General features: G+C 68.3%; 18 protein-coding genes and 1 pseudogene. 12 read left to right on the top strand and 7 right to left on the bottom strand.

Features of this window, described 5'->3' with window-relative positions:
• Positions 1 to 201 precede the first annotated feature (201 nt).
• The 3 genes from A6E15_RS06210 to A6E15_RS06200 are packed head-to-tail and all read left to right on the top strand — an operon-like array spanning position 202 to position 2,922.
• A complete protein-coding gene (locus A6E15_RS06210; RefSeq protein ID WP_076144777.1) occupies positions 202 to 1,626 on the top strand; it encodes a cytochrome ubiquinol oxidase subunit I in 1,425 nt (474 codons plus the stop codon).
• Positions 1,619 to 2,620: a cytochrome d ubiquinol oxidase subunit II gene (gene cydB / locus A6E15_RS06205; protein ID WP_076144775.1), complete on the top strand. Its 1,002-nt coding sequence runs from the start codon at positions 1,619 to 1,621 to the stop codon at positions 2,618 to 2,620. The genes A6E15_RS06210 and cydB overlap by 8 nt, the downstream gene beginning before the upstream one ends.
• Complete coding sequence (locus A6E15_RS06200) at positions 2,620 to 2,922, top strand: hypothetical protein (protein ID WP_076144773.1); 303 nt, start codon at positions 2,620 to 2,622, stop codon at positions 2,920 to 2,922. The genes cydB and A6E15_RS06200 overlap by 1 nt, the downstream gene beginning before the upstream one ends.
• Before the next feature lie 44 nt (positions 2,923 to 2,966).
• On the opposite strand, the gene A6E15_RS06195 is transcribed toward A6E15_RS06200, so the two are convergent.
• The 6 genes from A6E15_RS06195 to A6E15_RS06170 all read right to left on the bottom strand — a co-directional run bounded on the left by A6E15_RS06195 (position 2,967) and on the right by A6E15_RS06170 (position 10,377).
• Complete coding sequence (locus A6E15_RS06195; RefSeq protein WP_076144771.1) at positions 2,967 to 3,527, bottom strand: class I SAM-dependent methyltransferase; 561 nt, start codon at positions 3,525 to 3,527, stop codon at positions 2,967 to 2,969.
• Positions 3,528 to 3,529: 2 nt separating this feature from the next.
• On the bottom strand, positions 3,530 to 3,970 hold the full coding sequence (locus A6E15_RS06190; RefSeq protein ID WP_076144769.1) for a DUF302 domain-containing protein: 441 nt from the start codon (positions 3,968 to 3,970) through the stop codon (positions 3,530 to 3,532).
• A 158-nt stretch (positions 3,971 to 4,128) separates the two neighbouring features.
• Positions 4,129 to 4,812, bottom strand: a complete 684-nt coding sequence (locus A6E15_RS06185; protein ID WP_076144767.1) for a TorD/DmsD family molecular chaperone — start codon at positions 4,810 to 4,812, stop codon at positions 4,129 to 4,131.
• Positions 4,809 to 8,096 carry a molybdopterin-dependent oxidoreductase gene (locus A6E15_RS06180; RefSeq protein WP_076144765.1) on the bottom strand — a complete coding sequence of 1,096 codons (3,288 nt, stop codon included), beginning with the start codon at positions 8,094 to 8,096 and terminating at the stop codon, positions 4,809 to 4,811. Before A6E15_RS06180 ends, A6E15_RS06185 begins: the two co-directional genes overlap by 4 nt.
• Positions 8,089 to 9,348 carry an NrfD/PsrC family molybdoenzyme membrane anchor subunit gene (gene nrfD / locus A6E15_RS06175; protein WP_076144763.1) on the bottom strand — a complete coding sequence of 420 codons (1,260 nt, stop codon included), beginning with the start codon at positions 9,346 to 9,348 and terminating at the stop codon, positions 8,089 to 8,091. Before nrfD ends, A6E15_RS06180 begins: the two co-directional genes overlap by 8 nt.
• 6 nt (positions 9,349 to 9,354) lie before the next feature.
• A complete protein-coding gene (locus A6E15_RS06170; protein WP_076144761.1) occupies positions 9,355 to 10,377 on the bottom strand; it encodes a 4Fe-4S dicluster domain-containing protein in 1,023 nt (340 codons plus the stop codon).
• Between the two features lie 338 nt (positions 10,378 to 10,715).
• Between A6E15_RS06170 and A6E15_RS06165 the strand changes: the two genes are divergently transcribed.
• Entirely contained in the window at positions 10,716 to 12,650 is a 1,935-nt protein-coding gene (locus A6E15_RS06165) for a bacterio-opsin activator domain-containing protein (RefSeq protein ID WP_076148216.1), read from the top strand.
• Between the two features lie 89 nt (positions 12,651 to 12,739).
• Complete coding sequence (locus tag A6E15_RS06160) at positions 12,740 to 12,973, top strand: hypothetical protein (RefSeq protein ID WP_076144759.1); 234 nt, start codon at positions 12,740 to 12,742, stop codon at positions 12,971 to 12,973.
• A 51-nt stretch (positions 12,974 to 13,024) separates the two neighbouring features.
• Here the strand turns inward: A6E15_RS06160 and A6E15_RS06155 are convergent.
• Positions 13,025 to 13,186, bottom strand: a pseudogene (locus tag A6E15_RS06155) (helix-turn-helix domain-containing protein); the annotation flags it as partial.
• Positions 13,187 to 13,386: 200 nt separating this feature from the next.
• Here A6E15_RS06155 and A6E15_RS06150 point away from each other — a divergent pair.
• The 7 genes from A6E15_RS06150 to A6E15_RS06120 all read left to right on the top strand — a co-directional run bounded on the left by A6E15_RS06150 (position 13,387) and on the right by A6E15_RS06120 (position 21,453).
• Positions 13,387 to 14,733: an FAD-dependent oxidoreductase gene (locus tag A6E15_RS06150; RefSeq protein ID WP_076144756.1), complete on the top strand. Its 1,347-nt coding sequence runs from the start codon at positions 13,387 to 13,389 to the stop codon at positions 14,731 to 14,733.
• A gap of 5 nt (positions 14,734 to 14,738) precedes the next feature.
• Positions 14,739 to 16,001 (top strand): M20 family metallopeptidase, encoded by a 1,263-nt coding sequence (locus tag A6E15_RS06145; RefSeq protein WP_076148214.1) that lies wholly within the window; start codon positions 14,739 to 14,741, stop codon positions 15,999 to 16,001.
• 117 nt (positions 16,002 to 16,118) lie between these two features.
• Positions 16,119 to 16,331: a YgaP family membrane protein gene (locus tag A6E15_RS06140; RefSeq protein WP_076144755.1), complete on the top strand. Its 213-nt coding sequence runs from the start codon at positions 16,119 to 16,121 to the stop codon at positions 16,329 to 16,331.
• Between the two features lie 255 nt (positions 16,332 to 16,586).
• Positions 16,587 to 17,711 carry an aminotransferase class V-fold PLP-dependent enzyme gene (locus A6E15_RS06135; protein ID WP_084177341.1) on the top strand — a complete coding sequence of 375 codons (1,125 nt, stop codon included), beginning with the start codon at positions 16,587 to 16,589 and terminating at the stop codon, positions 17,709 to 17,711.
• Between the two features lie 117 nt (positions 17,712 to 17,828).
• Complete coding sequence (locus tag A6E15_RS06130; RefSeq protein WP_076144754.1) at positions 17,829 to 19,814, top strand: NosD domain-containing protein; 1,986 nt, start codon at positions 17,829 to 17,831, stop codon at positions 19,812 to 19,814.
• Complete coding sequence (locus tag A6E15_RS06125) at positions 19,811 to 20,548, top strand: ABC transporter ATP-binding protein (protein ID WP_076144752.1); 738 nt, start codon at positions 19,811 to 19,813, stop codon at positions 20,546 to 20,548. Before A6E15_RS06130 ends, A6E15_RS06125 begins: the two co-directional genes overlap by 4 nt.
• Positions 20,545 to 21,453, top strand: a complete 909-nt coding sequence (locus A6E15_RS06120; RefSeq protein WP_076144751.1) for an ABC transporter permease — start codon at positions 20,545 to 20,547, stop codon at positions 21,451 to 21,453. The genes A6E15_RS06125 and A6E15_RS06120 overlap by 4 nt, the downstream gene beginning before the upstream one ends.
• The last annotated feature ends 23 nt before the right edge of the window (positions 21,454 to 21,476 follow it).

The raw sequence follows: 21,476 nt of genomic DNA, 5'->3' as shown, positions 1-21,476 counted from the left end.
GACGTCGGATCCGGCGTCCGTCCGACGGGCTCGGTGATCGTCCGTGCCGTCGGCGTTACGTCGGGAAACGACCGCGTCAGGCACTGTTTCGACGTTCGTACCCCAAACCCTACTTCTCGGTAGGACCGAGATCCAATCGAAGCCGCTCGCGGTTCACGAGAACGGACGGACGACCGACAACAGGTTCCGACCCCAACAGCCATGATCGACCCAGTCCTCGGCAGCCGGCTGCAGTTCGCGCTCACCACGATCGTTCACATCATCTTCCCGGTGATGAGCATGGGGCTCGCCCCCTTCCTCGTCTACTTCACGTGGAAGGACATCCGTACCGGCGAGCCGATCTACGAGCAGTTACGCCGGTTCTGGACGCGGATCTTCGCCGTCAGCTTCGTCGTCGGCACCGTGACCGGTATCGTCCTCGAGTTCGAGTTCGGAACCAACTTCGCGGCGTTTTCGACGACCGCCGGCGAACTCTTCGGCGGCCCCCTCGCGCTCGAGGGAATGATGGCGTTCATGCTCGAGGCGACGTTTCTCGGCGTCTTCGTCTTCGGGCGCGAGCGGGTCGGGAACGCGCTGTATATGGTGTCGGCGGTCGCGGTCGGACTGGGGACGTGGCTCTCGGCGGTCTGGATCCTGATCGCCAACTCCTGGATGCAGACCCCCCGCGGCTACGAGTTGACGACGGCGAACGGCCACACGATCGTCGAACTGGTCGATCCGGTCGCGGCCTACGCCAACCCCCGGTTCCCCTGGATGTTCGTCCACATGCAAAACGCCGCCGTCGAGTCCGTCGCGCTGTTTATGGCCGGCGTCGGCGCGTATTTCGTCTTCAGACACCACGTCTGGGAGTACCCGGTCGAGAACGTCGCGTTCTGGGAGGCGACGCTGAAGTTCGGTCTCGTCGCGTTGCTCGTTACCGCGCCGTTGCAGGTGCTACACGGCGATCTGTACGCGCGACACATCGTCGAGACTCAGCCCCAAAAGTTCGCCGCGATGGAGGCCGTCTGGGAGACCGACTCCTACGTCCCCGAGTACATCGTCGCGTTCCCGACCAGCCTCGACCAGTTGCTGGATCCGCGGGCCAAGGAAATCTTCGGCATCGGCATCCCCGGCGGCGCGTCGTGGCTCGCAAGCGGCGGCGATCCGCAGGCGACGATCAAGGGGCTCGAGGAGTTCGATGGGAAACAGCCGCCCGTGGCGATCGTCTTCTGGTCGTTCCGGATGATGGTCGGTCTCGGGTTCTGGTTCGTCCTGCTGGCCGTCTGGGGCGGCTACCGCTGGTGGAGCGGCGAACTCCTCGAGGACGATCTCCTCCACAAGGCCCTGATGCTCTCGACGCCGCTTGGCATTATCGCGGTCGAACTTGGCTGGATCGTCACGGAGGTCGGCCGCCAGCCGTGGGTCATTCAGGACGTGTTGCGGACGACCGACGGCGTCTCGCCGGGACTGACCGCCGGCGAAGCGACGGCGACGCTCGTGGGGTTCGCGGTCGTCTACCTCGGACTCCTGGCCCTCTACACCTACGTCGTCGTCCGCATCGTTCGGGCCGGCCCGCCCGACGGGGACGACCTCGCGACGCGGGACACGCCGGAGCGGCCCGCGTCGGAGGTGAGCGTCGATGACTGACCCGGCCGCGCTCGCGACCGAGCCGCTGTTCGGTCTCCCGCTTGCCGACCTCTGGTTCGGACTGGTGTTTTTCATCCTCGCGATGTTCCTCTTTCTGGACGGCTTCGACTTCGGGGTCGGCGCGCTGTTCGCGACGCGCGAGGACGACGACGAACGCGAACGGTTGCTGGCGGCCATCGGGCCGTTCTGGGACGGCAACGAGGTGTGGCTCGTCGTCTTCGGCGGCGCGCTGTTCGCGGCCTTTCCGTCGGTCTACGCCAACCTCTTCAGCCGCCACTACCTGTTGATGTTCGCCATCCTTGGCGCGCTCATCGTTCGGGGACTCGCGCCCGAGATGTACGAACAGCGCCACGACGACGGCTGGCAGCGCTGGTGGGGTCGGGCGTTCGTCGTCGGCAGCCTCACCGCTCCCTTCTTCTTGGGCATATTCATCGCGAACTGGGTGACCGGCGCGACGTCGATCGTCACTCTCCCGGCGCTGGTCGTCGGCCTCGCCGTCGTCGCGCTCACCGTCGTCGACGGCGTGGCCTTCCTCCGACTGAAGACGCGAGGCGACTTGCGCGACGATCTCCGGACGGACGGCTACCGCGCGCTCGGCGCGTACCTCGTCCTCGTCGTAGCGGCGCTGGGCTCCGTGTACGCGGCCGAACCGGCGTTGCGGTCGGCCCTGCTCTCGGCACCGGTGCTGGCGCTCGTCCTCGCGACGCTCGCGCTCGCCGGCGCGTACGCGGCGGCGACGCGGGCGGACCGCTACTACGTGGCGTTCGGTGCGGCCGCGGGGCTGGTCTTCGCGCTGGTCGGCATCGTCGCCGGGCTGATGTACCCGTCCATCGATCGAGCGACCGGACTGACGGTCGAGGCGGCCATCGTCTCGACGCTGCAGCTCAATCTCATGTCCATCGGCGCGGCCGTCCTGTTGCCGCTCGTGTTCGTCTACTTCGCGGTCCTCTACACCGCGTTCAGCGGGCCGATCGAAGCGGGTGAGTCGTACTGATGGCAGCCGACGGCGATGATGGTCGACCCGCTACTCGCGACGACGGCCGCACCGGCGACCGGGCAACGACCGGACGACCGCCCCGACTCGGCTCTCGAGTCCTGCTAACGTGGCTCGAGCTGACGGTCGTCGGGATCACCGGCGGCCTCCTCGGCGCGACGGTCGGCGGCCCGCCCGGGTTCGTCGTCTATCTGACGACGACGCTCCTGTCGGTCGGGATCGTCTTCCACAACGTCAACGAACTGATCAAGGACTGGCTTCGAGCGACGGGAGTCGACGGGCCACCCGAGGTGACGGACTGAAACGGGTGCCTCCCAGTCACGACCCGCTCGAGTGAGCAGCCGGCTCACTCGAGCGTCGCGATCAGCAGGAAGGTCTCCGGACGGACGGCCGCGTGTTCGATCTCGAACCCGGCCGCGCGGAGCGCGTCCGCCGCCTCGTCGGCACTGTACCGTTCCTCGACCGGCGGACCGGCCTCGCCGATGCCGGTCGCCGCCCAGTCGACGATCACGAGTCGCCCGTTCGGAGCGAGGGACCGCCGGATCTCGGCGATCGCCTCGTCGCTCGCGAACTCGTGGTAGGTCATCGTCGAGAACGCGGCGTCGACGTCGCCGTCGTCGAACGGGAGGTCGCTCACGTCGCTGGTCACGAGATCGACGTTCTCCGGAACGCCTTTCTCGCGGTAGTACTCGTGCATCGCCTCCTGCAGGTCGACCGCGTAGACCGCCCCGGCGTGCGAAGCGACGTCGTCGGTGAAGAAGCCGGTCCCGCTACCGAGGTCGGCGACGGTGTCGTCCGGCGAAAGCGAGAGCGCCCACAGCAGTTCCTCGGCCGACACGAACCGGTATCGCTGCTCGGCTTCCTCTAACTTGTCCGCTCGCTCGGCGTCGAACGTGTGGTGACCCATGGTTACAGGGCCTCGAAGGCGTCGTCGACGATTTCGCCGGTATCCGCGATGATATCGGCCATTTCGTCGTCGTCCGGCGCCATCCCGACGAGCCGTGCGATCCGCATGATCGAGACGTGATAGACCAGCTGGCGGCCGGGCGCTTCCTCCCGGACGACGACGTTACACGGGAAGAGTCCGCCCATCTTCCCGTCGGTCGCCTCGAGCGCTCGGTCGGCCACCGCCGGGTTACACGCCCCGAGGACGTAGTAGGGATCGCGGTCGGCGTCGACCTTCTCGTTGAGCAGCTCCGACGGGGAGAACTCGACGGGAACCCCGAAGCCGGCGTCGGTGAACACCTCGCGGACGTGTTCGATGGCCGCCTCGTGGTCCATCTCGAGGGTCGTCTGTGTCGCACCGATGTCGTCCGGATCGATCTGGCTCGGGTCGATGGGCAACGTCATCGTGTGCGGTATTGTGCCCATCACGAAAATCACTTCCGGATTCCGACGTTCCGCGTTGCCGCTACCGGTTCGTCGACGCGGCTCGGAGCCGGTCCCGACACCCCATGGCCACGGACGGTGCGAAACGCGACTTCCGATGAGTGGCCGCGACGCCGACGCTACGCCACCTCGAGGTCGCGAGCGTGCCACGCCGCGACGGTCCGCGCGAGCGCGACGACCGCCGTAAACACGCCGTCACTGCCGTCGACGGCGGCGACGCCCTCGTGGAACGCGTCGAGCCAGCCGAGTCGCGTCAGCGCCTCGCGCTGGAACGACCGGGCGCGCTCGAGGGCGTCCGCGTCGCGTCGGTCGCCGCGCCCGGCCGCCGCGCGGGTCACCGCGGCGAGGAACCCGAGTTGTGCGGCGACGTGATCGGGAAACTCGCCCCGCTCGGGGCGAACGCCGGCGCGCTCGTACAGCGACGCCATCGTCGCGGCGGGGTCGCCGAGCAACTCGCCCGCCTGTCCCTCCTCGTGGAACGGCGAGTCCGACTCGAAGGACTCGGACGGCCGGTCGCGGTGTGCGGAGGCGACCGGCGGGACGTATCGCGGCCCCGGAACGACGAACAGATTGTCGTAGGCGATCGACAGCGCCGTCTCGTCGACGGAGTCGGACTCGAGGGCGCACACGTCGATCTCGACCGGGAGCGTCGCCGTCACGTCGGCGAGCGAGCCGTCCCGGATCGCCGTCGCGAGGACGTCGGTTTCGCCGTCGAGCGCGGCCGCGAGCAGGTCGTACAGGTCGGCGCGCGCGTCGGCGACGGCCGCCGTCGTGGCCGTGGCGCGCTCGGTATCGGTCGTCATCGGTCGCTCACCCGTTCGATCTCGACGTACGCGGCGAACTGTGCGTTGCTACCGCCGACGGGATCGCTCAGGCCGACGTCGCCGAGCGCGTCGTCGAGGGGCTGGACGTGGTTGATCGCGAAGCCGGCGTCGCGGCCCTTCGCGTAGCCGCCCGTGTCCTCGCCCGGCGTGTCGAAGGCGTGATCGGTGTGGCCGTAGCGCTCGGTCGCGCCCGCCCGCCGGTCGCCGTCGATCGTCGTGTCGGTTGCGCCCCCGCCGTCGCGGCCGAAGCCCCAGGCGGCACCGACGACGCCGGGACGGATGCCACCCGTGACGCGGGCGGTTCCTTCGACGGTGCGACGGCCGGCGTCGAGGCGGATGCGATCGCCGTTCTCGATCCCGCGATCGGCCGCATCTTCGGGGTTGATCCACACGGGGTTTTCCGGCTCGGCCTCGCGCAGCCACGCCGAGCCGGTCGTGCGGTGCATCCCCTGTGTCCGCGGCTTCCAGTTGGTCAACTGGAGCGGCCGATCGGGATCGTCGTCGCTCGTCACCGGGACCTGAACCGTGCCGTCGTAGTGGACGACGTCCTCGACGCGGGGGAGCGGATCGAACCGCTCGCCGTCGTGGGCGTGTTTCCCCGTCGGAGCCACCTCGTCGTAGAAGTTCACCCGCCCGCCGAGCTTGTACCGCAGGTGGTCGCCGTCGTAGGCGTTCGTGTCAGGGTGGTGGCCTGCGTAGTCGTAGTCGTGGCCGCGCTCGGCGAAGGTCTCCGCGTAGCCGTCGATCGGCTCCTCGAACCGACCGCCGCGGTTCAGGACGGTCACGACCTTGCGCCACTCCTCGTCGGTCACCGCGCCCCGCCAGTCCGCGAGGTCGAACCGTTCGCCGAGTCCCTTCTCGTGGGCCGCCTCGAACACCTCGAGTTCCGCGTCGTCGGCGTCGGGAACGGGCTCGCGGTCGTAGGCGACGTTCGCCGCGAGCTTGACGTAGAAGTCCTCGGCGGCGTCGAGCGGCCACAGATCGCCGTCTGCATCCGGGATGGCGTCCTCGCCGACGCCGGGGAGGTCCATCTCCTTCCAGATGTCGATCAGCACCTCCTCGAACGGCCGCGCGTCGGGGACGACGCTGATCGTCGGCTGGCTGATCTTCTCGTCGGCCAGACGCTTGTTCGGATAAGTGCCGAAGTTCTCCCAGCGCTCGAGGTAGGTCGGCTCGGGCAGGACGTAGTCGGCGTACCGGCTGGTCTCTCCGAGGACGGTGTCCGAGGCGACGATCAGCCCGATGGCGTCCTCGTCTTTCAGGACGTCCGGGATCGTGTCCCCGCCGGCCGCGGACATGACGTGGTTGTTCGAGTACGGCCGGATGAACAGCGCCTCGACCCCGTAGGGGTACTCGTCGTCGGCGCTGGCGTAGAGTTCCTGGGTCGCCATCGGCGGGGCGACGGGGAACCACGGCCGCTTCGCGGGGTAGCCGTCGTCACGCTCGAACAGCGACGTCTCCTCGTAGTTGACGCCGCCCCGAAGTAGCGGGATCCCCCACGGCTCGTGGCCGTCGGGGACCTGCCCCAGTTCGTACCGGCCGCTCATCGTCTGGTAGCCCGCGTAGGGGGTGATCTGTCCGCCCTTCCAGTCGAAGTTGCCGATCAGGTGCTGGAGCGTCGAGATCGCACGCGTGGCGTAGAAGCCGTTCGTGTGCTTGGCCGGGCCGCGGTAGGCCATGATCGCCGCGCGCTTGTCGTGGCTCGTGAACTCGTCGGCGAGCCCGTCGATCCGATCGACGTCGACGCCGGCCATCTCGGCGTACTCCGCGAGGTCGTACTCGAAGACGCGTTCGCGGTACAGCGTCCAGACGCTCTTGACCGACTGCCCGCCGACCGTGATATCGACGTCCAGAACGCCCTCGTCGACCTCGCTCGCGGGCGCCGGCTCGCCGGTCGCGGCGTCGACGACGACGAACGCGCCCTCGTCGTCCGCCTCGAGTCCCAGATCGCTCGCACGGGCTTTGGGACGCTCGTCCTCGTCGACGAGGACCAGGTGGGTCGCGTCGCTCCAGGTCGGTTCGTCGTCGTCGGCCGCGGCGTCCTCGCCCGGGTTCCTGAGGTACGTCTCGTCGTACCGGTCGCGTTCGATGATCCAGCGCGCCATCCCGAGCGCGAGCGCCGCGTCCGCACCGGGTTTGACCGGGATCCACTCGTCTGCCTTCTCGGCGGTCTTCGAGAGGCGCGGATCGACGACGTCCATCCGCATGCCGTCCTCGATCGCGTTCGTGAGCTTCGGGGCGAGCCACGTCGGCCCCTTGTTCGCGACCATCGGGTTGGTCCCCCAGACCAGCAGGTACTCGCAGTTCTCGACGTCGGGATACTGGCGTTTCTTCTGACCGTCGTGAGAGCGGTTGTTCCCCACGACGCTCGAGATTCCACAGACGCCGGCGTGGTGGATGCTGTTGACCGAGCCGAGCCCCTGATGCCAGAGCCGGTTCCGGATGAAGTTGCGCCGGAAGCCCCCCACGTCGACGATCTGATTGGCCTTCGGGCCCAGGTCCGGATGGTCGGTGTCGATCAGGACGTCCTCGTAGCGCTCGTCGAACGCTTCGCGGCGCAACTCGCCCGCCTGAACGGCCTCCCAGTCGCTCATCACCTCGTCTTCGGGCGCGTACGCCCACATATCACGAAGGCCGTCGTGATCGAGTTCGTCGTCGCCCTCGACGATCTCTTCGATAGCCTGCTCCCAGGAGATGGTCCGCCACTCGTCGCTGCCCCGCGGGCCCACGCGTTTCATCGGCTTTCGCAGCCGGTAGGTGTCGAAGGCCGTCTGGATGCCGGCCTGTCCTTTCAGACAGATGCGCCCGCCCGACAGCGACCACTTGCTCACGTCGACCTCGCCCGTCCCCTCGAGGTCGCCGGTCGCGACGGCCTCGGGGTCGCTTTCGTAGGGGACCTGGGCGTTGGGCTGGGTGTTGAGAAACGAGTACGGGTTGCCCGCGAGTTTGCGCACGAGCGAACTGTACTCGCCGGTCCCGCTCTCGTCGGCCAGCCGGACCTTGATCGGGCAGAACGTGTTGCACTGCCCGCAGGTCGTGTAGATGACGTCCGACGCCTCGTAGTCGCCGTAGTCGGTGCCGACGCCGTGGTCGTCGTCTCGGAACCAGCCGTCGACGTCGAGGACGGTGTTTGCGATGCCGCCGGAGAGCGAGAGCGCTCCCATACCGCCGACCGCCTTGACGAACTCGCGGCGGTCGACCCCTTCGGCGTCCGGTTCGTCCGATCGTTCGATCTCCGTCTCGGTCGTGTTCGAATCAGTCATGGGTCTCACCTCGCGGCACGAGCGGCAGCAGTTCCGTCCCGATCGTGTAGACGAGCAGGCCGAAGGCGACGATACCGATCGAGAGGATCCACTCCGGTATCGACGGCACGTAGTAGCCCGTCGGCAGGCCGTACAGCGCCGGCTCGATCTGTGCGGGCACCACGATGTTGAATCGCGTGCCGATCACGCCGAGGACGACGCTCGCGCCCGCAGCGGCGACGAACGCCGGCCGCCGTCGCCACGCCCGCCGGTGCAAGAGGACGAGCGAGGCGATCCAGCCGAGGCCAACCATCACCAGCCAGAACGACCACCACATCTCGCCGGTCATGATCGTCAGCCACGACTCGACGTGGCCGGGGTGGAGACTGTACAGCCCGACGAACGCCTCGAGTACCTTCAGCGACGCGTCGAGGACGACGAAACCGACGAACAGCGCCGCCATCCGCTCTAACAGCGCCACGTCGAGCGTGCGACTGCCAAGCCGCGCCCGGAGGACGTACAACAGGGCGATCAGGGCCATTCCGCTGACCACCGCGGACGTGATGAAAATCACCGGGAACAGCGGGCTGAACCAGTAGCTGCGCGCGGCCGCGACCGCGAACAGGTTCCCGGTTCCGCCGTGGACGAAGACGATCGCCAGCGGAATGCCGACCACGCCGAGTCGCTTGAGCCACGTCCGATCGGCCGCGAGCGTTTCCGCGTCCGTGTCGGTCCGCCCGAGCGTGAGGAGGCCGGCGACCCGTCCCCGCAGGCCGTCGTCCGACTCGCTCGTCGCGACGAGGTCCCGACGCATCGAGAAGTACAGTTCACCCATCAACACGCCGATGTAGAGGACGTACGCGTGGACCTCCCACGAGAGAACCGACAGGGGCTGGCGCCACGCGAAGGGGTGCCAGAGCCGGTCCATCCGCCCGAGGTCGACCAGGACGAACGTCAGTGCGACGATCATCGAGACGATCGCGACGAACAGCGCCTCGCGCTCGATCTCGTGCATCCCCTCGACGTCGAAGACGTTCGAGAGCGTACTCACGAGGAACGCCCCCGCCGACAGTCCGACGAAGTAGATGTAGAAGGCGACCCACGCACCCCACGGCACCGCACTCGAGAGGTTCGTCGCGCGGAGCCCCTCGGTAACGCGCAGATAGCCGCCGTAGGCACCGACGGCGAGTAACACTGCAAGCAGCGCGTACCAGGCGATCCGGAGGCGGTTCCTGTCGACTTTCGCCGCCGCAGTCCGTGTGTTCGTTGCCATGGTGGCTCACTTGAGGTAGTAGACGTTGGGATCGGTCCCCTCCTTCTCCTTGAGCTGGAACGAGCGAGAGGACGATGCCAGTTCGCTCACGTCGCTGTCCGCGTCCTCGAGGTCGCCCATGTACCGGGCGTCGCCGACGCAGGTTTCGACGCAGGCCGGTTCCTCACCGCGCTCGAGGCGGTGATGACAGAAGTTACACTTCCGGACGTTGCCGATCGGCGACTCGCCGTCCTCGCGCGGGCCGCGGTCCATCCCGTACTCGGGGCTGGTCACCTCGCCTCCCTCTTCGAACTCGCCGTCGTAGTTCTCCCCGAAGTCGAAGTAGCGGGCGTCGTAGGGACAGGCGACCATGCAGTACCGACAGCCGATACAGCGGTCGTAGTCGATGTTGACGACCCCGTTGTCCATCTTGTACGTCGCGCTGACCGGACACACCTGCACGCAGGGGGGCTTTTCACACTGCATACACGGCCGGGGGACGTTCGTCCGCGTGACGTTCGGATACTCCCCCTCCTCGCGTTCCAGGACGACGTTGTACGAGACGCCCGGCGGCGTCCGGTTCTCGGCCTTGCACGCGACCGTACAGGACTCGCAGCCGATACACTTCTGGAGGTCGATGACCATGCCCCACGTCGGGTCGTCGCCGTCCCCGTTCTCGTCGGCCGTCTCCCCCTCCGCGAGCCCCTCGGCGACGCTCGCCATCGAGCCGACCGCACAGCTGAGCGAGTCCGCGGCCGATTCGGCGATCGTCCCCGTGGCCGAGTCGACCGCGGGGTTCGGCGTCTCGCGGTAGTCGTCGCCGAACTCCGCCGCGGCGTCGGCGTCGTACTGCTCCCAGTAGGCCTCGCTCGAGAGTTCGCCGCGGCTGACGCGGCGCGCGTCCTCGGCCATCTCGAGACCGAGGTCGGTCCGATACGACGTCTTCTCGAGTTCCGCCCGCGGATCCGTGGCCTCGACGTCGACCATCTCGTCGGCGGCCGCCCGTCCCGACGCCTCCGGGACGGACGGCAGCGGCTCGTCGGCGCTCATCGCGGACCACCGGACGATGCCCGTGACGCGTGTGACTGGGTCGGTGTCATACAGGTAGTACGAGGGCCCCCAGGGGGCTGAGCGTTCTACCGATACTCTTGGGCCCGACCTCGTCCCCGAGTACCCCCCGTGATTCGGATACCGATACTGTTGGGCCGCCGGCTCGAGCCCCGGTGGGTGAAACACGTCGAAACGCCGAAAAAGACCTCCGAACGGCTCGAACGGCGTATTTCCTACGAAATAGGAACGCCGCAAGTTCATATGGCCCGATAGCGACAACGGTCTTCTATGATCGGGAACCCGGTATCGCGGCGACCGCCGCGGTGGGGGTGGGCGCGATGAGCGCCGTCCTCGCCGGTTCGATCCTGCTTCGGCTCGCGGGGACCGGGTACTCGCTGCTGCTGTTGCATCGCAGCGGCGACCGGCGCTTCGGCTTTCTGACCGTGATGCTGGGGCTCATGGCCTCGCGACAGCTCTGGACGCTCTGGAACGGCGGCGCCACCGGCCTCGCCGAACTTCCCGGACTCGTCGTGAGCGCCCTCGCGGTGGCGACGGTCCACTACCTCGCGGCGTACGTCGACGAAGAGACGCGAATAAAGCGCGAGCTATCGGCCGCCAACGAGCAGTTGCGACGCTTCCGGAAGGCCGTCGAACACGCGGGTCACGCGATCTTTCTCACCGACGTCGGCGGGACGATCGAGTACGCGAACCCGGCGACGGAGGACGTGACGGGCTACTCGCCGGCGGAGGTCGTCGGGGAGACCCCCCGCCTCTGGAAGTCGGGCGAACACGACGACGCCTTCTACGACGACCTCTGGGAGACCGTCACCGACGGCGAGGTCTGGGACGGCGAGATCATCAACCGGCGGAAGAACGGCGAACTGTGCTGGGTCGACATGACGATCGCGCCGCTTACCGACGAGACGGGGGCCGTCGACGGATTCGTCGCGGTCGACACCGACGTCACCGATCGCAAGGAGCGCGAACTCCGCATCCGGGAGCAACACGCCGAACTCGAGGTGTTGAACACGACCAACGCGGTCATCCGGGACGTCAATCGGGAACTGCTCCGCGCGGACTCGAAAGCGGAAGTCGAGTCGGTCGCCTGCGAGCGGTTCTCGAGCGCGCCGCCCTACGAGTCGGCGTGGATCGCGGATCGAAACGCCGTCACGGACACCGTTCGCGCGAACACGAGCGCCGGCATCGACGGGGACTCGCTGTCGGGCATCGTCGCCGCGATCAACGACAGCGACCGCGAGACGGTCGTCGACCGCGCCCTCGAGGCCGAGACCACCCACGTCGTTCGCGACTGCGGCGCGGACCGGCCGGCCTGCGAGCGCAAGGTGTGTGAATGCCACTCGTATGGCGGTGCGGCGGCGACGGTCGCCATCCCGCTGTCCCATCGGGACGTCCACTACGGCGCGCTCGTTCTCCACGCGAGCGACGCCGAGACGCCGGACGCGCTGGACACCGAGGTGCTGGACGAACTCGGCGAGACCATCGCCGCCACGATCACCGCGGCCGAGAGCCAGCGGTCGCTGGTCGCCGACCGGCTCACCGAACTGCGATTCGAGCTGACACCCGCGGACGACCCGCTCTCGGGGCTCGCCGCGGCCCTCGAGTGCGACCTCGAACTCGAGCAGCTCACGGCGACCGACGGTGAGACGGTCGTCGAGTTCGTGACCCTCCGCGGCGCCGCGATCGAGGACGTCCGGGCGTACGTCGACGATGCCGACGACATCGCGGCCGTCGAACCGATCCGTGAGGCCGAGGAATCGCTGGTCCGGCTCACCGTCTCGGGGATGTCGATCGTCGGGACCCTCGCGAACTACGGCGCGGTCGTCCGCTCGCTGACCGTCGACGCCGACGGGGGAACGCTCGTCGCCCACCTGGCCGGGACCGCCGACGTCCGGAGCGTCGTCGAGGCCGTTACCGAGACTCACCCGGGCGTGACGCTCGTCGGCCAGCGCGAGCGGAACCGAACCCCCGAAACCCGCGGCCAGTTCCGCTCCGCGGTCGAGGACAGCGCCACCGACCGCCAACTCGAGGCGCTCCGACTGGCTCACTTCGGCGGGTTCTTCGCGTGGCCGCGAGACGAGAGCGGCGACGAACTGGCCGAGAAGATGGGCGTCTGTCAGTCGACGTTCCTCCAGCACCTCCGTGCCGGCCAGCGGAAGGTCTTCGAGACCTTCTTCGACGACGACCGGGCGACCGACTCCCGGGACGTGCCTCGAGGCGCACCCGGTGTCGATACCGAGTACGGCCACTCCTGACGCTCGATGCGGAGCCGTTTCGGAACGCCGTCCGCTCGGACGGAAAAACGCCGCAACACATTTACCCACACTCGATCGAACGTCGAGGTATGGACTCCGACTCGGCGTCCCGGCGGTCGCTTCTGGGACTCGCGGGCGTTGCGAGCCTCTGTTGTCTCGGGACCGGCGGCCTCGTGGTCGGCGGCACCGCCGCCGTCGCCGGCGGGGCCGCGGCCGGGAACGCGAGTAGCGGGATCGTGCAACTGGCGGTCTCCCTCGTCACGCTCGGCGTGATCGGAATCGTGCTGCGGTTTCGGACCCGCTGTTCGGACTGCGAAACCTGAGTCGAACCCGCGGAAACCGAACCGGCCGCGCCCGTCGTCCCTTCCCGCCGCTCACCGCTCGAGGTGTGATCGCGGCTCCGACGCCGGCCCGAACCGTTCGTCGACGAACCACGAGACGATGCTGCCCTCGGCCCGATGTAGCACGTCGCTACACGTCGCTTTCGAGACGTTCGATCGATCGGCGACGTCGGTCAACGTCGCCTCCCGCGGCGTCGCATCGCTTCTCGCGCTCGGCGGCTACCTCCTGCTCGCCGCCGCGTGGGAGGCGTTCGTCGTCGACCTCTGGACGGCCCTCGCGGGCGGGCGGTCCATCCGGCGACGGCTCGAGGAGACCCCGTCCGGATAGCTCGCTAACTTGTATAATATTGGGAATTTTGGAAAATACTTTACGCACGGCAACCCTCCCCTCGAGTATGAACGAGACGTTCGTCGTCATCGGCGGTGACGCAGCGGGAATGAGCGCCGCGAGCAAGGCGAAACGCGAGGATCCCGAGCGAGAGGTGATCGTCTTCGAGAAGGGAGAGTGGGTCTCCTACGCCGCCTGCGGGATGCCCTACTACGTGAAAGGCGCGGTCGACGACCTCGACGATCTCGTTACCGTGACGCCCGAGGCGTTCAGGGAAGAACGGGACGTCGACCTGCGAACCGGCGCGGAGGTCGTCGACATCGACCGAGAGGGACGGACGGTAACGGTCGAGACCGACGACGAGACGTACGAGCAACCCTACGACGACCTCCTCGTCGCGACCGGGGCGAGCGCGATCGAGCCGCCCTTCGACGGGATGGACCTCGAAGGCGTGTTCACGATCCACGATATGGACGAGGCCGACGCCATCGAGACGTACGTCACCGAGGAGAGCCCGGGGACCGCCGCGATCGTCGGCGGCGGCTACGTCGGCATCGAGATGGCCGAGGCGCTGTCGGCCCGCGGGGTCGACGTTCACCTCTACGAGATGTTGCCCCACGTCCTCCAGCCGTTCGGCGAGCCGGTCGCCGAGGTCGTCGAGGAACACCTGCGCGAGCAGGGGATCGATCTCCACCTCGAGACGGCCGTCTCGGGGTTCGCCGGCGACGAACGGGTCGAGGCGGTCGAACTCGAGGACGAGACCGTCGACGCGGACATCGCGATCGTCGGCGTCGGTGTCGAACCCAACGCCGACCTCGCCGAGGCGGCCGGCATCGAACGCGGGCCGACCGGCGCTATCGCGACCGACGAGTACGGGCGGACGAACGACGAGAACGTCTACGGGGCGGGCGACAACGCCGAAGCGACCCACGTCGTGACCGGGGAGCCGGACCACGTGCCGCTGGCGCTGACCGCAAACCGCGCGGGCCGTGCGATCGGCCAGACCGTGACCGGCGATCCAACGCCGGTCGGCGACATCGCGGGCACGGCCATCGTGAAGGCGTTCGAACTGGGGGCCGCCCGGACGGGAATCGTCGACGAGGAGCGGGCTCGCGAGGCGGGGTTCGATCCCGCTTCGGTGACGATCTCGGCGTCGTCGCGCGCACACTACTACCCCGACGGCGCGGAACTCACCGTCACCCTGCTGGCCGATCGGGAGAGCGGCCGGCTCCTCGGGGGAAGCGTCGTCGGTCGCGAAGGCGCAAAGCGCATCGACACGGTCGCGACGGCGCTGACGGCCGGGATGACCGTGACCGAACTGCAGAACGCCGATCTGGCGTACGCGCCGCCCTTTAGCCCCGTCTGGGATCCGATCCTGACGGCGGCGAAGGTCCTCTCGGGCAAACTCGAGTGACGGCGATGACCGACGAACTCGAGGCGGTCGTCGCCGACCGCCGCGAGGAGCTGGCCGACCTCGCGCTCGAGTTGTTGGCGATCGACACGGCGAACCCGCCCGGTGACACGCGCGAGATCGTCTCGCTGCTCGCGGAGTCCCTGTCGCAGCACCCGGTCGACGTCGAGCGGTTCGCGGTCGATCCCGCGAAGCCGAACCTCCTCGTGACGCTGCCGGGCGCGAGCGACCGAACGCTGCTGTACAACGGGCACCTCGATACGGTGCCGTTCGACCGCGGGGCCTGGTCGCACGATCCCCTCGGCGAGCGCGTCGACGACCGGCTCTACGGCCGCGGCGCGACGGACATGAAAGGGGCGGTCGCCGCGATGCTGGTCGCGCTCCGCGCGTTCGTGGAGACCGACACCGAACCGCCGGTCGACCTCGCGTTCGCGTTCGTCAGCGACGAGGAGGTCGGCGGCGACGCCGGGCTGCCGGCGCTGCTCGAGGACGACCGGCTCGAGGCCGACGCCTGTGTCATCGGCGAACCGACCTGCGAGGAGGGACGCCACTCCGTGACGGTCGCCGATCGGGGCAGCATCTGGCTGACGCTCGAGGCGACCGGCGAGGCCGCACACGGCTCGCGACCGGTCCTGGGCGAGAACGCGATCGATCGCCTCTACGACGCGGTCGGAACGCTACGGCAGCGGTTCGGGCGGCGGCAACTCGACCTCGATCCCGCGATCGAGCCGATCCTCGACGAGTCGGTCGCGTTCTACGAGCCGACGATGGGTGTCGAGACCGCCCGCGACCTGTTCGAGACCCCGACGATCAACCTCGGCGTCCTCGAGGGCGGGGACGCGATCAACAGCGTCCCGCAGACGGCTCGCGCTGAGATCGATATCCGATTGACCGCGGGCGTGTGTACCTCCGATCTCCTCTCGGAGATTCGGGAGTGCGTCGCCGACTGCGAGGGGGTCACGGTCGCCGACGTCGCCTGGAGCGTCGGCACCGCCGAATCGATCGACAGCCCGCTCGTCGAGGCCGTCGCCTCGAGCGCCGAAGCGACGACCGGCGAGCGGATATACCGCCGGAGTGCGACCGGCGGCGGCGACGCGAAGAAGCTTCGCAACGCCGGCGTACCGACGGTGGAGTTCGCGCTCGGGACGGACACCGTCCACGCGATCGACGAGTACACGACCGTCGACGCGCTCGTCGGGAACGCGACGATCTACGCGCGCCTCCCCGAACGGTGGGCGGCCGCGGTCGACGGGGCGGACGTCCGGCCGTAGCGGCCACCGAAAGTCGTTGCTTGCGATCGGCGTGTACCCCGTTTCAGTGGCTCCGATAGCTCGCCGAAACTCGGAATGTGAGAAACGCTTAACCCACTGCTGTGTATATTTGTGAACATGAAGCACAATGTAGGAGCGACGGACCGGAACGTCCGCGCGGTCGGCGGTGCGGTACTGGCCGCCGTCGGCGTCGCGATCCTCGGCGGCGCGCTCGAGTTCGGGACGGCGGTTGGTGCCGTCGCGCTGTTGATCGGAGGCGTCCTGGTCGGAACGGCGCTGACTCGAACCTGTCTCCTGTACCGGATTCTGGGCGTCGACACGTCGTCGTAACCCGATTCAGGGACGCGACGCGGTTCCGGAATACGGGACAACTCGACCGGGACCGGTGAGGGAGAGGGACTGCGGCCGACGCCGGGGCCGCCGCTCCGTCGTCAACTGGCACGATCGGTCACGCGAGACGACCACCGTCGGGGCCGCCGGCCGACGGTCGGTGACCGGTACCCGACGGCGAGACGCGTCCGGCCGCCGGAACAGCATTTCATAGTACTCCCAATATTATTACCGCACGAATCCGTAGGGTGAGGTATGCAATCGAGTACGACGATGACGCCGACCGAACTCAGGGCGGATATCCCCGCCCTCCAGAAGGGGACCTACCTCAACTTCGGCGCTCACGGACCGAGTCCGAAATACGTCGTCGACGCCGCCGACGAGTTCGTCCGCGAACACGAGTACGAGTCGCCGACCGGGGACCACCCCTACGAGACGGCGTTTCGAGCGTTCGACCGCACTCGAGAGCGGGTCGCGTCGTTCGTCGGTGCCGACGCGGACGAGATCGCGCTCACCGAGAGTACGACGGCCGGGATCAACGCCGTCGCCAACGCGATCGACTGGCAGCCCGGCGACGTCGTCGTGCGGACGGACCTCGAACACCCCGCCGGAATCCTCCCGTGGCAACGCCTCGAGCGGGACGGCGTCGAGGTTCGCGTCGTCGAGACCGAGGCCGGTCGCGTCGACCTCGAGCGGTTCGCCGAGGCCGTCGCGGACGCCAGCGTCGTCTGCTTCAGCGCGGTCACGTGGACCCACGGGACGCGGCTTCCGGTGGCGGAGATGGTCGATATCGCCCACGATGCCGGTGCGATCGCGCTCGTCGACGCCGTCCAGGTCCCCGGACAGTTGCCGATGGACGTCCGAGAGTGGGGTGCCGACGCGGTCGCTGCCGCCGGCCACAAGTGGCTGCTCGGGTTGTGGGGCGGCGGCTTCCTCTACGTTGCCCGCGACGTCGCCGAGCGTCTCGAACCGCGGACGGTCGGCTATCGAAGCGTCGAGACGCCGTCGGCCGACCCCTACGAGTACGCGGCCGGCGCGCGTCGGTTCGAGGTCGGCTCGGCGAACCCGGCACCGCACGTCGCACTCAGGGAAGCGATCGACGCGATCGACGACGTCGAGATCGAAGGCCGCGTCCGCCGCCTCGCCGGCCGACTGGCGGACGGCGTCCCCGCCGACCGCCTGCTCAGTCCGTCGACGCCGGAGTCGGGGCTCGTGACGATCGACGTCGACGACCCGGCGGCGACTGTCGAGCGGCTGGCCGCCGACGGGATCGTTCTGCGGGACCTCCCCTCTCCGAACGCGATTCGGGCGTCAGTCCACGCCGTCAACACCGAGAACGAGATCGATCGGCTGCTCGAGTCCCTGCGATCGGAGTGGTAACGGAATCGGCCGCTCACACGGACCGTCGTCCCGGGTCCGATCCACGTCACGATCGTTGACGGGATCTTTCGATAGACGGACCAGAGGGGCTTTTTCGCCGACGATCAAAGGACACCTGTGTACCGGCCATCTCGAGAGGTCATCCTGGCTGCCATCGTCCTCGTCGCCACCGTCGGACTCGGTGGCCTCTTCGTCGGTGACGCCGACCCGGCGCCCCCGGAACCGGTCCCGTTCGACGAAACCGTGTCCGTGGGGCTCACGCTCGAGAACGAACAGCAGCTCGACGAAAACGTCACGCTCCCGCGGGCGCAGGCGTTTTACTCGCAGTATCAGTACGTCGTCGGCTACTACGGCGTCGAGACGTTCGTCGACGCCCAGCGGCAGGACGGACACGAACAGCGCTTTGGCTATCCGCTGGCGGTGTACGTCTCCGATTACGGCGCCACGTCGGTCGAGTTGAACGAGAAGGGGTATCCGGTCACCGACCGACAGCCCCCGTGGATCGACGCCACCGACGCGTGGTTCGTCGTCGGCAGCGAGGCCCGAACGCCGTCGGGCGAGACCGTCGTTTCGTTCGCCGACCGAGCGGACGCGACGGCGTTCGCGACGACCCACGGCGGTGAGGTGTATTCGTGGGACGAAACCCTCGAGCAGTCGTTCGACACCGACGACGTGACCGGCGTCCGCGACCGGGTTTCCGAGCAGGACCGCCGCGCCGACGCGACCGTCGAATCGACGCAGGCCCGCACCGATCGGCCGGTCTCGACCGTCGTCGGAGCGGACGCCGACGCCGTTCGAGACCGCATCGACGAGGACCCCGCCAACGTCACGGTCGTCGATACCGTCCAGGCGGGCATCGACGCGGCCCCCGCAAACACCACGGTGCTGGTCTCCGAGGGGACCTACGAGGAAACCCTCGAGATCGACCGTCCGATCACGCTCGTCGGGGACGGGACGCCGACGATCAGCGGCGACGGCAACGGGTCGGTCGTGACCGTCACCGAACCGCGGGTCGGGATCCGGGACCTCGAGATCACCGGCGTCGGGCCGGTGACCTCGGGAGCCGAGGACGTCCCCGGACCGGCGATCGACGACGACGCCTGGGACGAGAAGTTCCTGACGTACTACACCGGAGCGGACGCCGGCATCTCGGCCCACGTCGCCGCGGGACTGTCGGTCGAGAACGTGACGATCGAGACGCCCTCGAACGGAATCATCCTCCGCGAGAGTCCCGATACCGTCGTTCGGAACGCGACCGTCCGCGGCAACGAACGGTGGCAGGACGGCTTCGCCGGAATCATGGCGTTCCGGTCGCCGGGCGTGGTCGAGGAAACGACGATCGTCGACGGGCGGGACGCGATCTACGCGTACCGGTCCGAGGGGATCGTGATTCGGGAGAACACGATCGAGGAAAGCCTACTGGGAATCCACTTGATGCACACCGACGGCACGCTACTCGAGAACAATCGCATGAACGACGTCGTCGATACGGGGATCTATGTCATGACCGGGCCCGAACGGAACGCGATCGTCGGCAACGAGATCAGAGGCTCACAGGTCGGTGCGTACGTCGGCGGTTCGGACACGTACGTCGCCGAGAACGTCCTCGAGGCCAACGACGTCGGACTGGAACTGGCGGCGTCGGGCTCGATCTACGAGCGAAACGTCGTCGCGGGGAACCAGGTCGGCGTCAACGATCGGGTGATACTGCCGACGAACCGGGTCGTCGAGAACGACTTCGTCGGCAACGACGACCACGCCACCGCGGGCGCCGGACCGTTGCGCGTCTGGACGCACGACGGTCGCGGGAACTACTGGCAAGGTGCCACCAGTATCGCGGACGGCGACCCGCCGTCCCGATCGTACTCACCGACCGACACCGTCGACGGGCGACTGCACCGCACCGACGGCGCAGCGACGCTCGCCCGAGCGCCGGCGCTCGACGCGCTCTCGGGGTTCGAAGCGTCGGTGTCCGGGATGCAGACCGGCAGCATCACCGACACGGAACCCGCGTGCGAACCGAACAACCCGGACCTGCTCGAGCGGACCGAGTACGCCGACCGCGCCACGGCTTGTGACGGCTCACTCACGATCGAACCATGACGACAGACCCACCCCTACTCGAGGCATCGAACGTCGAGTTCGCGTACGGAGACGTAACTATCCTGCAGGACGTGTCACTCCCGATCCGATCGGGCGCGGTGACGGCCCTGATCGGGCCGAACGGGACCGGGAAGACGACGCTGCTCCGCACGCTCGCCGGACTCCAGGAACCGACCGGGGGGTCCGTCGCGTATCACGGGCCGGAGGCCGCACGCGAGATCGGGTATCTCCCTCAACACCCCGAGTTTCGGCCCGGATTCACCGTTCTCGAGACGCTCGCGTTCTACGCGTCGCTCGTCGGCGGTGGCCGCGACGAGGCGAGGGCCCAACTCGAACGCGTCGGACTCGAAGACGCCGCGACGCGTCGGGTCGAGGCGCTTTCGGGAGGGATGACGCGGCTCGTCGGGATCGCCCAGGCGACGATCGGCGATCCGCCGCTGGTCGCCCTCGACGAACCCGCGTCCGGACTCGATCCGGGGATGAGCAAGCACGTGTTCGCGGTGGCCGACGAACTCGCCGCCGCCGGAACCGCGGTGGTGGTGAGTTCGCACGATCTCGAACTCGTCGAGCGGACGGCCGATCAGGTGGTCGTCCTCGACGACGGCACCGTCGTCGAACGCGGAGCCCCGACGGTGCTGTGCGATCGGCTCGGCGTCGAATCGCTCGAGGACGTCTACGAGTCGTCGATCACCGGCGACCTCAGTCGCGTTCGGGTCCAGGGTGAGACCGCGTGACCGGCACGCCACGCTCGGTCCGCGACGACGACGCGACGACGGCGACCGACGACGAGACCGCCCTCGAGGACTCGAGGTCGGCCGTCCGTGCGCCGAAGCCGACCCGCCGGATCGAGCGCATCGTCGGCCGCGAACTCAGGACGGTCTCCCGGAACCGGACGTTCGTCCTCCTCGGCGCGGCGTTCGCCGCCGTCATGCTCGGAATCGCGTGGGTCGGCGGCGGCGTCGGAGCCGGCTACGTCCCGACGATCGTCGATCTCCTGACCCCGCTCGAGTTGCTCGTCCCGATCGTGGCCGTCGCGTTCGGCTACCGGGCGATCCTCGGCGATCGCCGACGGGGCGAACTCGACGTCCTCGAGACGTATCCGATCGCACCGCGAGAACACGTTCTCGGCGTCTTCGTCGGTAGGGCCGTCGGGCTTCTCGGGACGGTCGTCGTGTCGCTTCTGCTCGTCGGCGGCGCGGTCGTCGTCGGTCGCGAGGAGCCGTTCAGCCGGTACGCGTCACACGCCGGTGCCGACTCCCCGCTCCTGTTCGCGCGGTTCGTCGTCCTAACCGCGCTGTTCGCGCTGTCGATCCTCGCCGTCGCGATCGCGATTTCGGCGCTCGTAAGCGGGACGCGAAGCGCTCTCGCGCTGTCGGTGGTCGCGCTGGTCGTCGTGCTGGTCGGGCTGGATCTCGCGCTCGTCTACGGCCTCGCAAGCGGCTATCTGGGTGAGTCGTCGCTCGTCTACGCGCTCGCGGTGAGCCCGCTCAGCGCGTACCGTGGACTCGTCTTCGAAACCGTCGTCATAACGGCGGCGGGAACCGGGCCACAGACGGCCTCGCCCGCGGCTAGCCTGATCGGACTCGCGGTGTGGACGATCGGGTCTCTCGCCGTCGCAACCAGCGCAATAGATCGGTAGCCGTCGTTTCGAACGCGATCGCG

The sequence above is a fragment of the Natrinema saccharevitans genome, from assembly GCF_001953745.1.
Classification (GTDB): domain Archaea; phylum Halobacteriota; class Halobacteria; order Halobacteriales; family Natrialbaceae; genus Natrinema; species Natrinema saccharevitans.
Note: the sequence above shows the minus strand (reverse complement) of the source record. Positions and strands in the feature narration are given on the sequence as shown.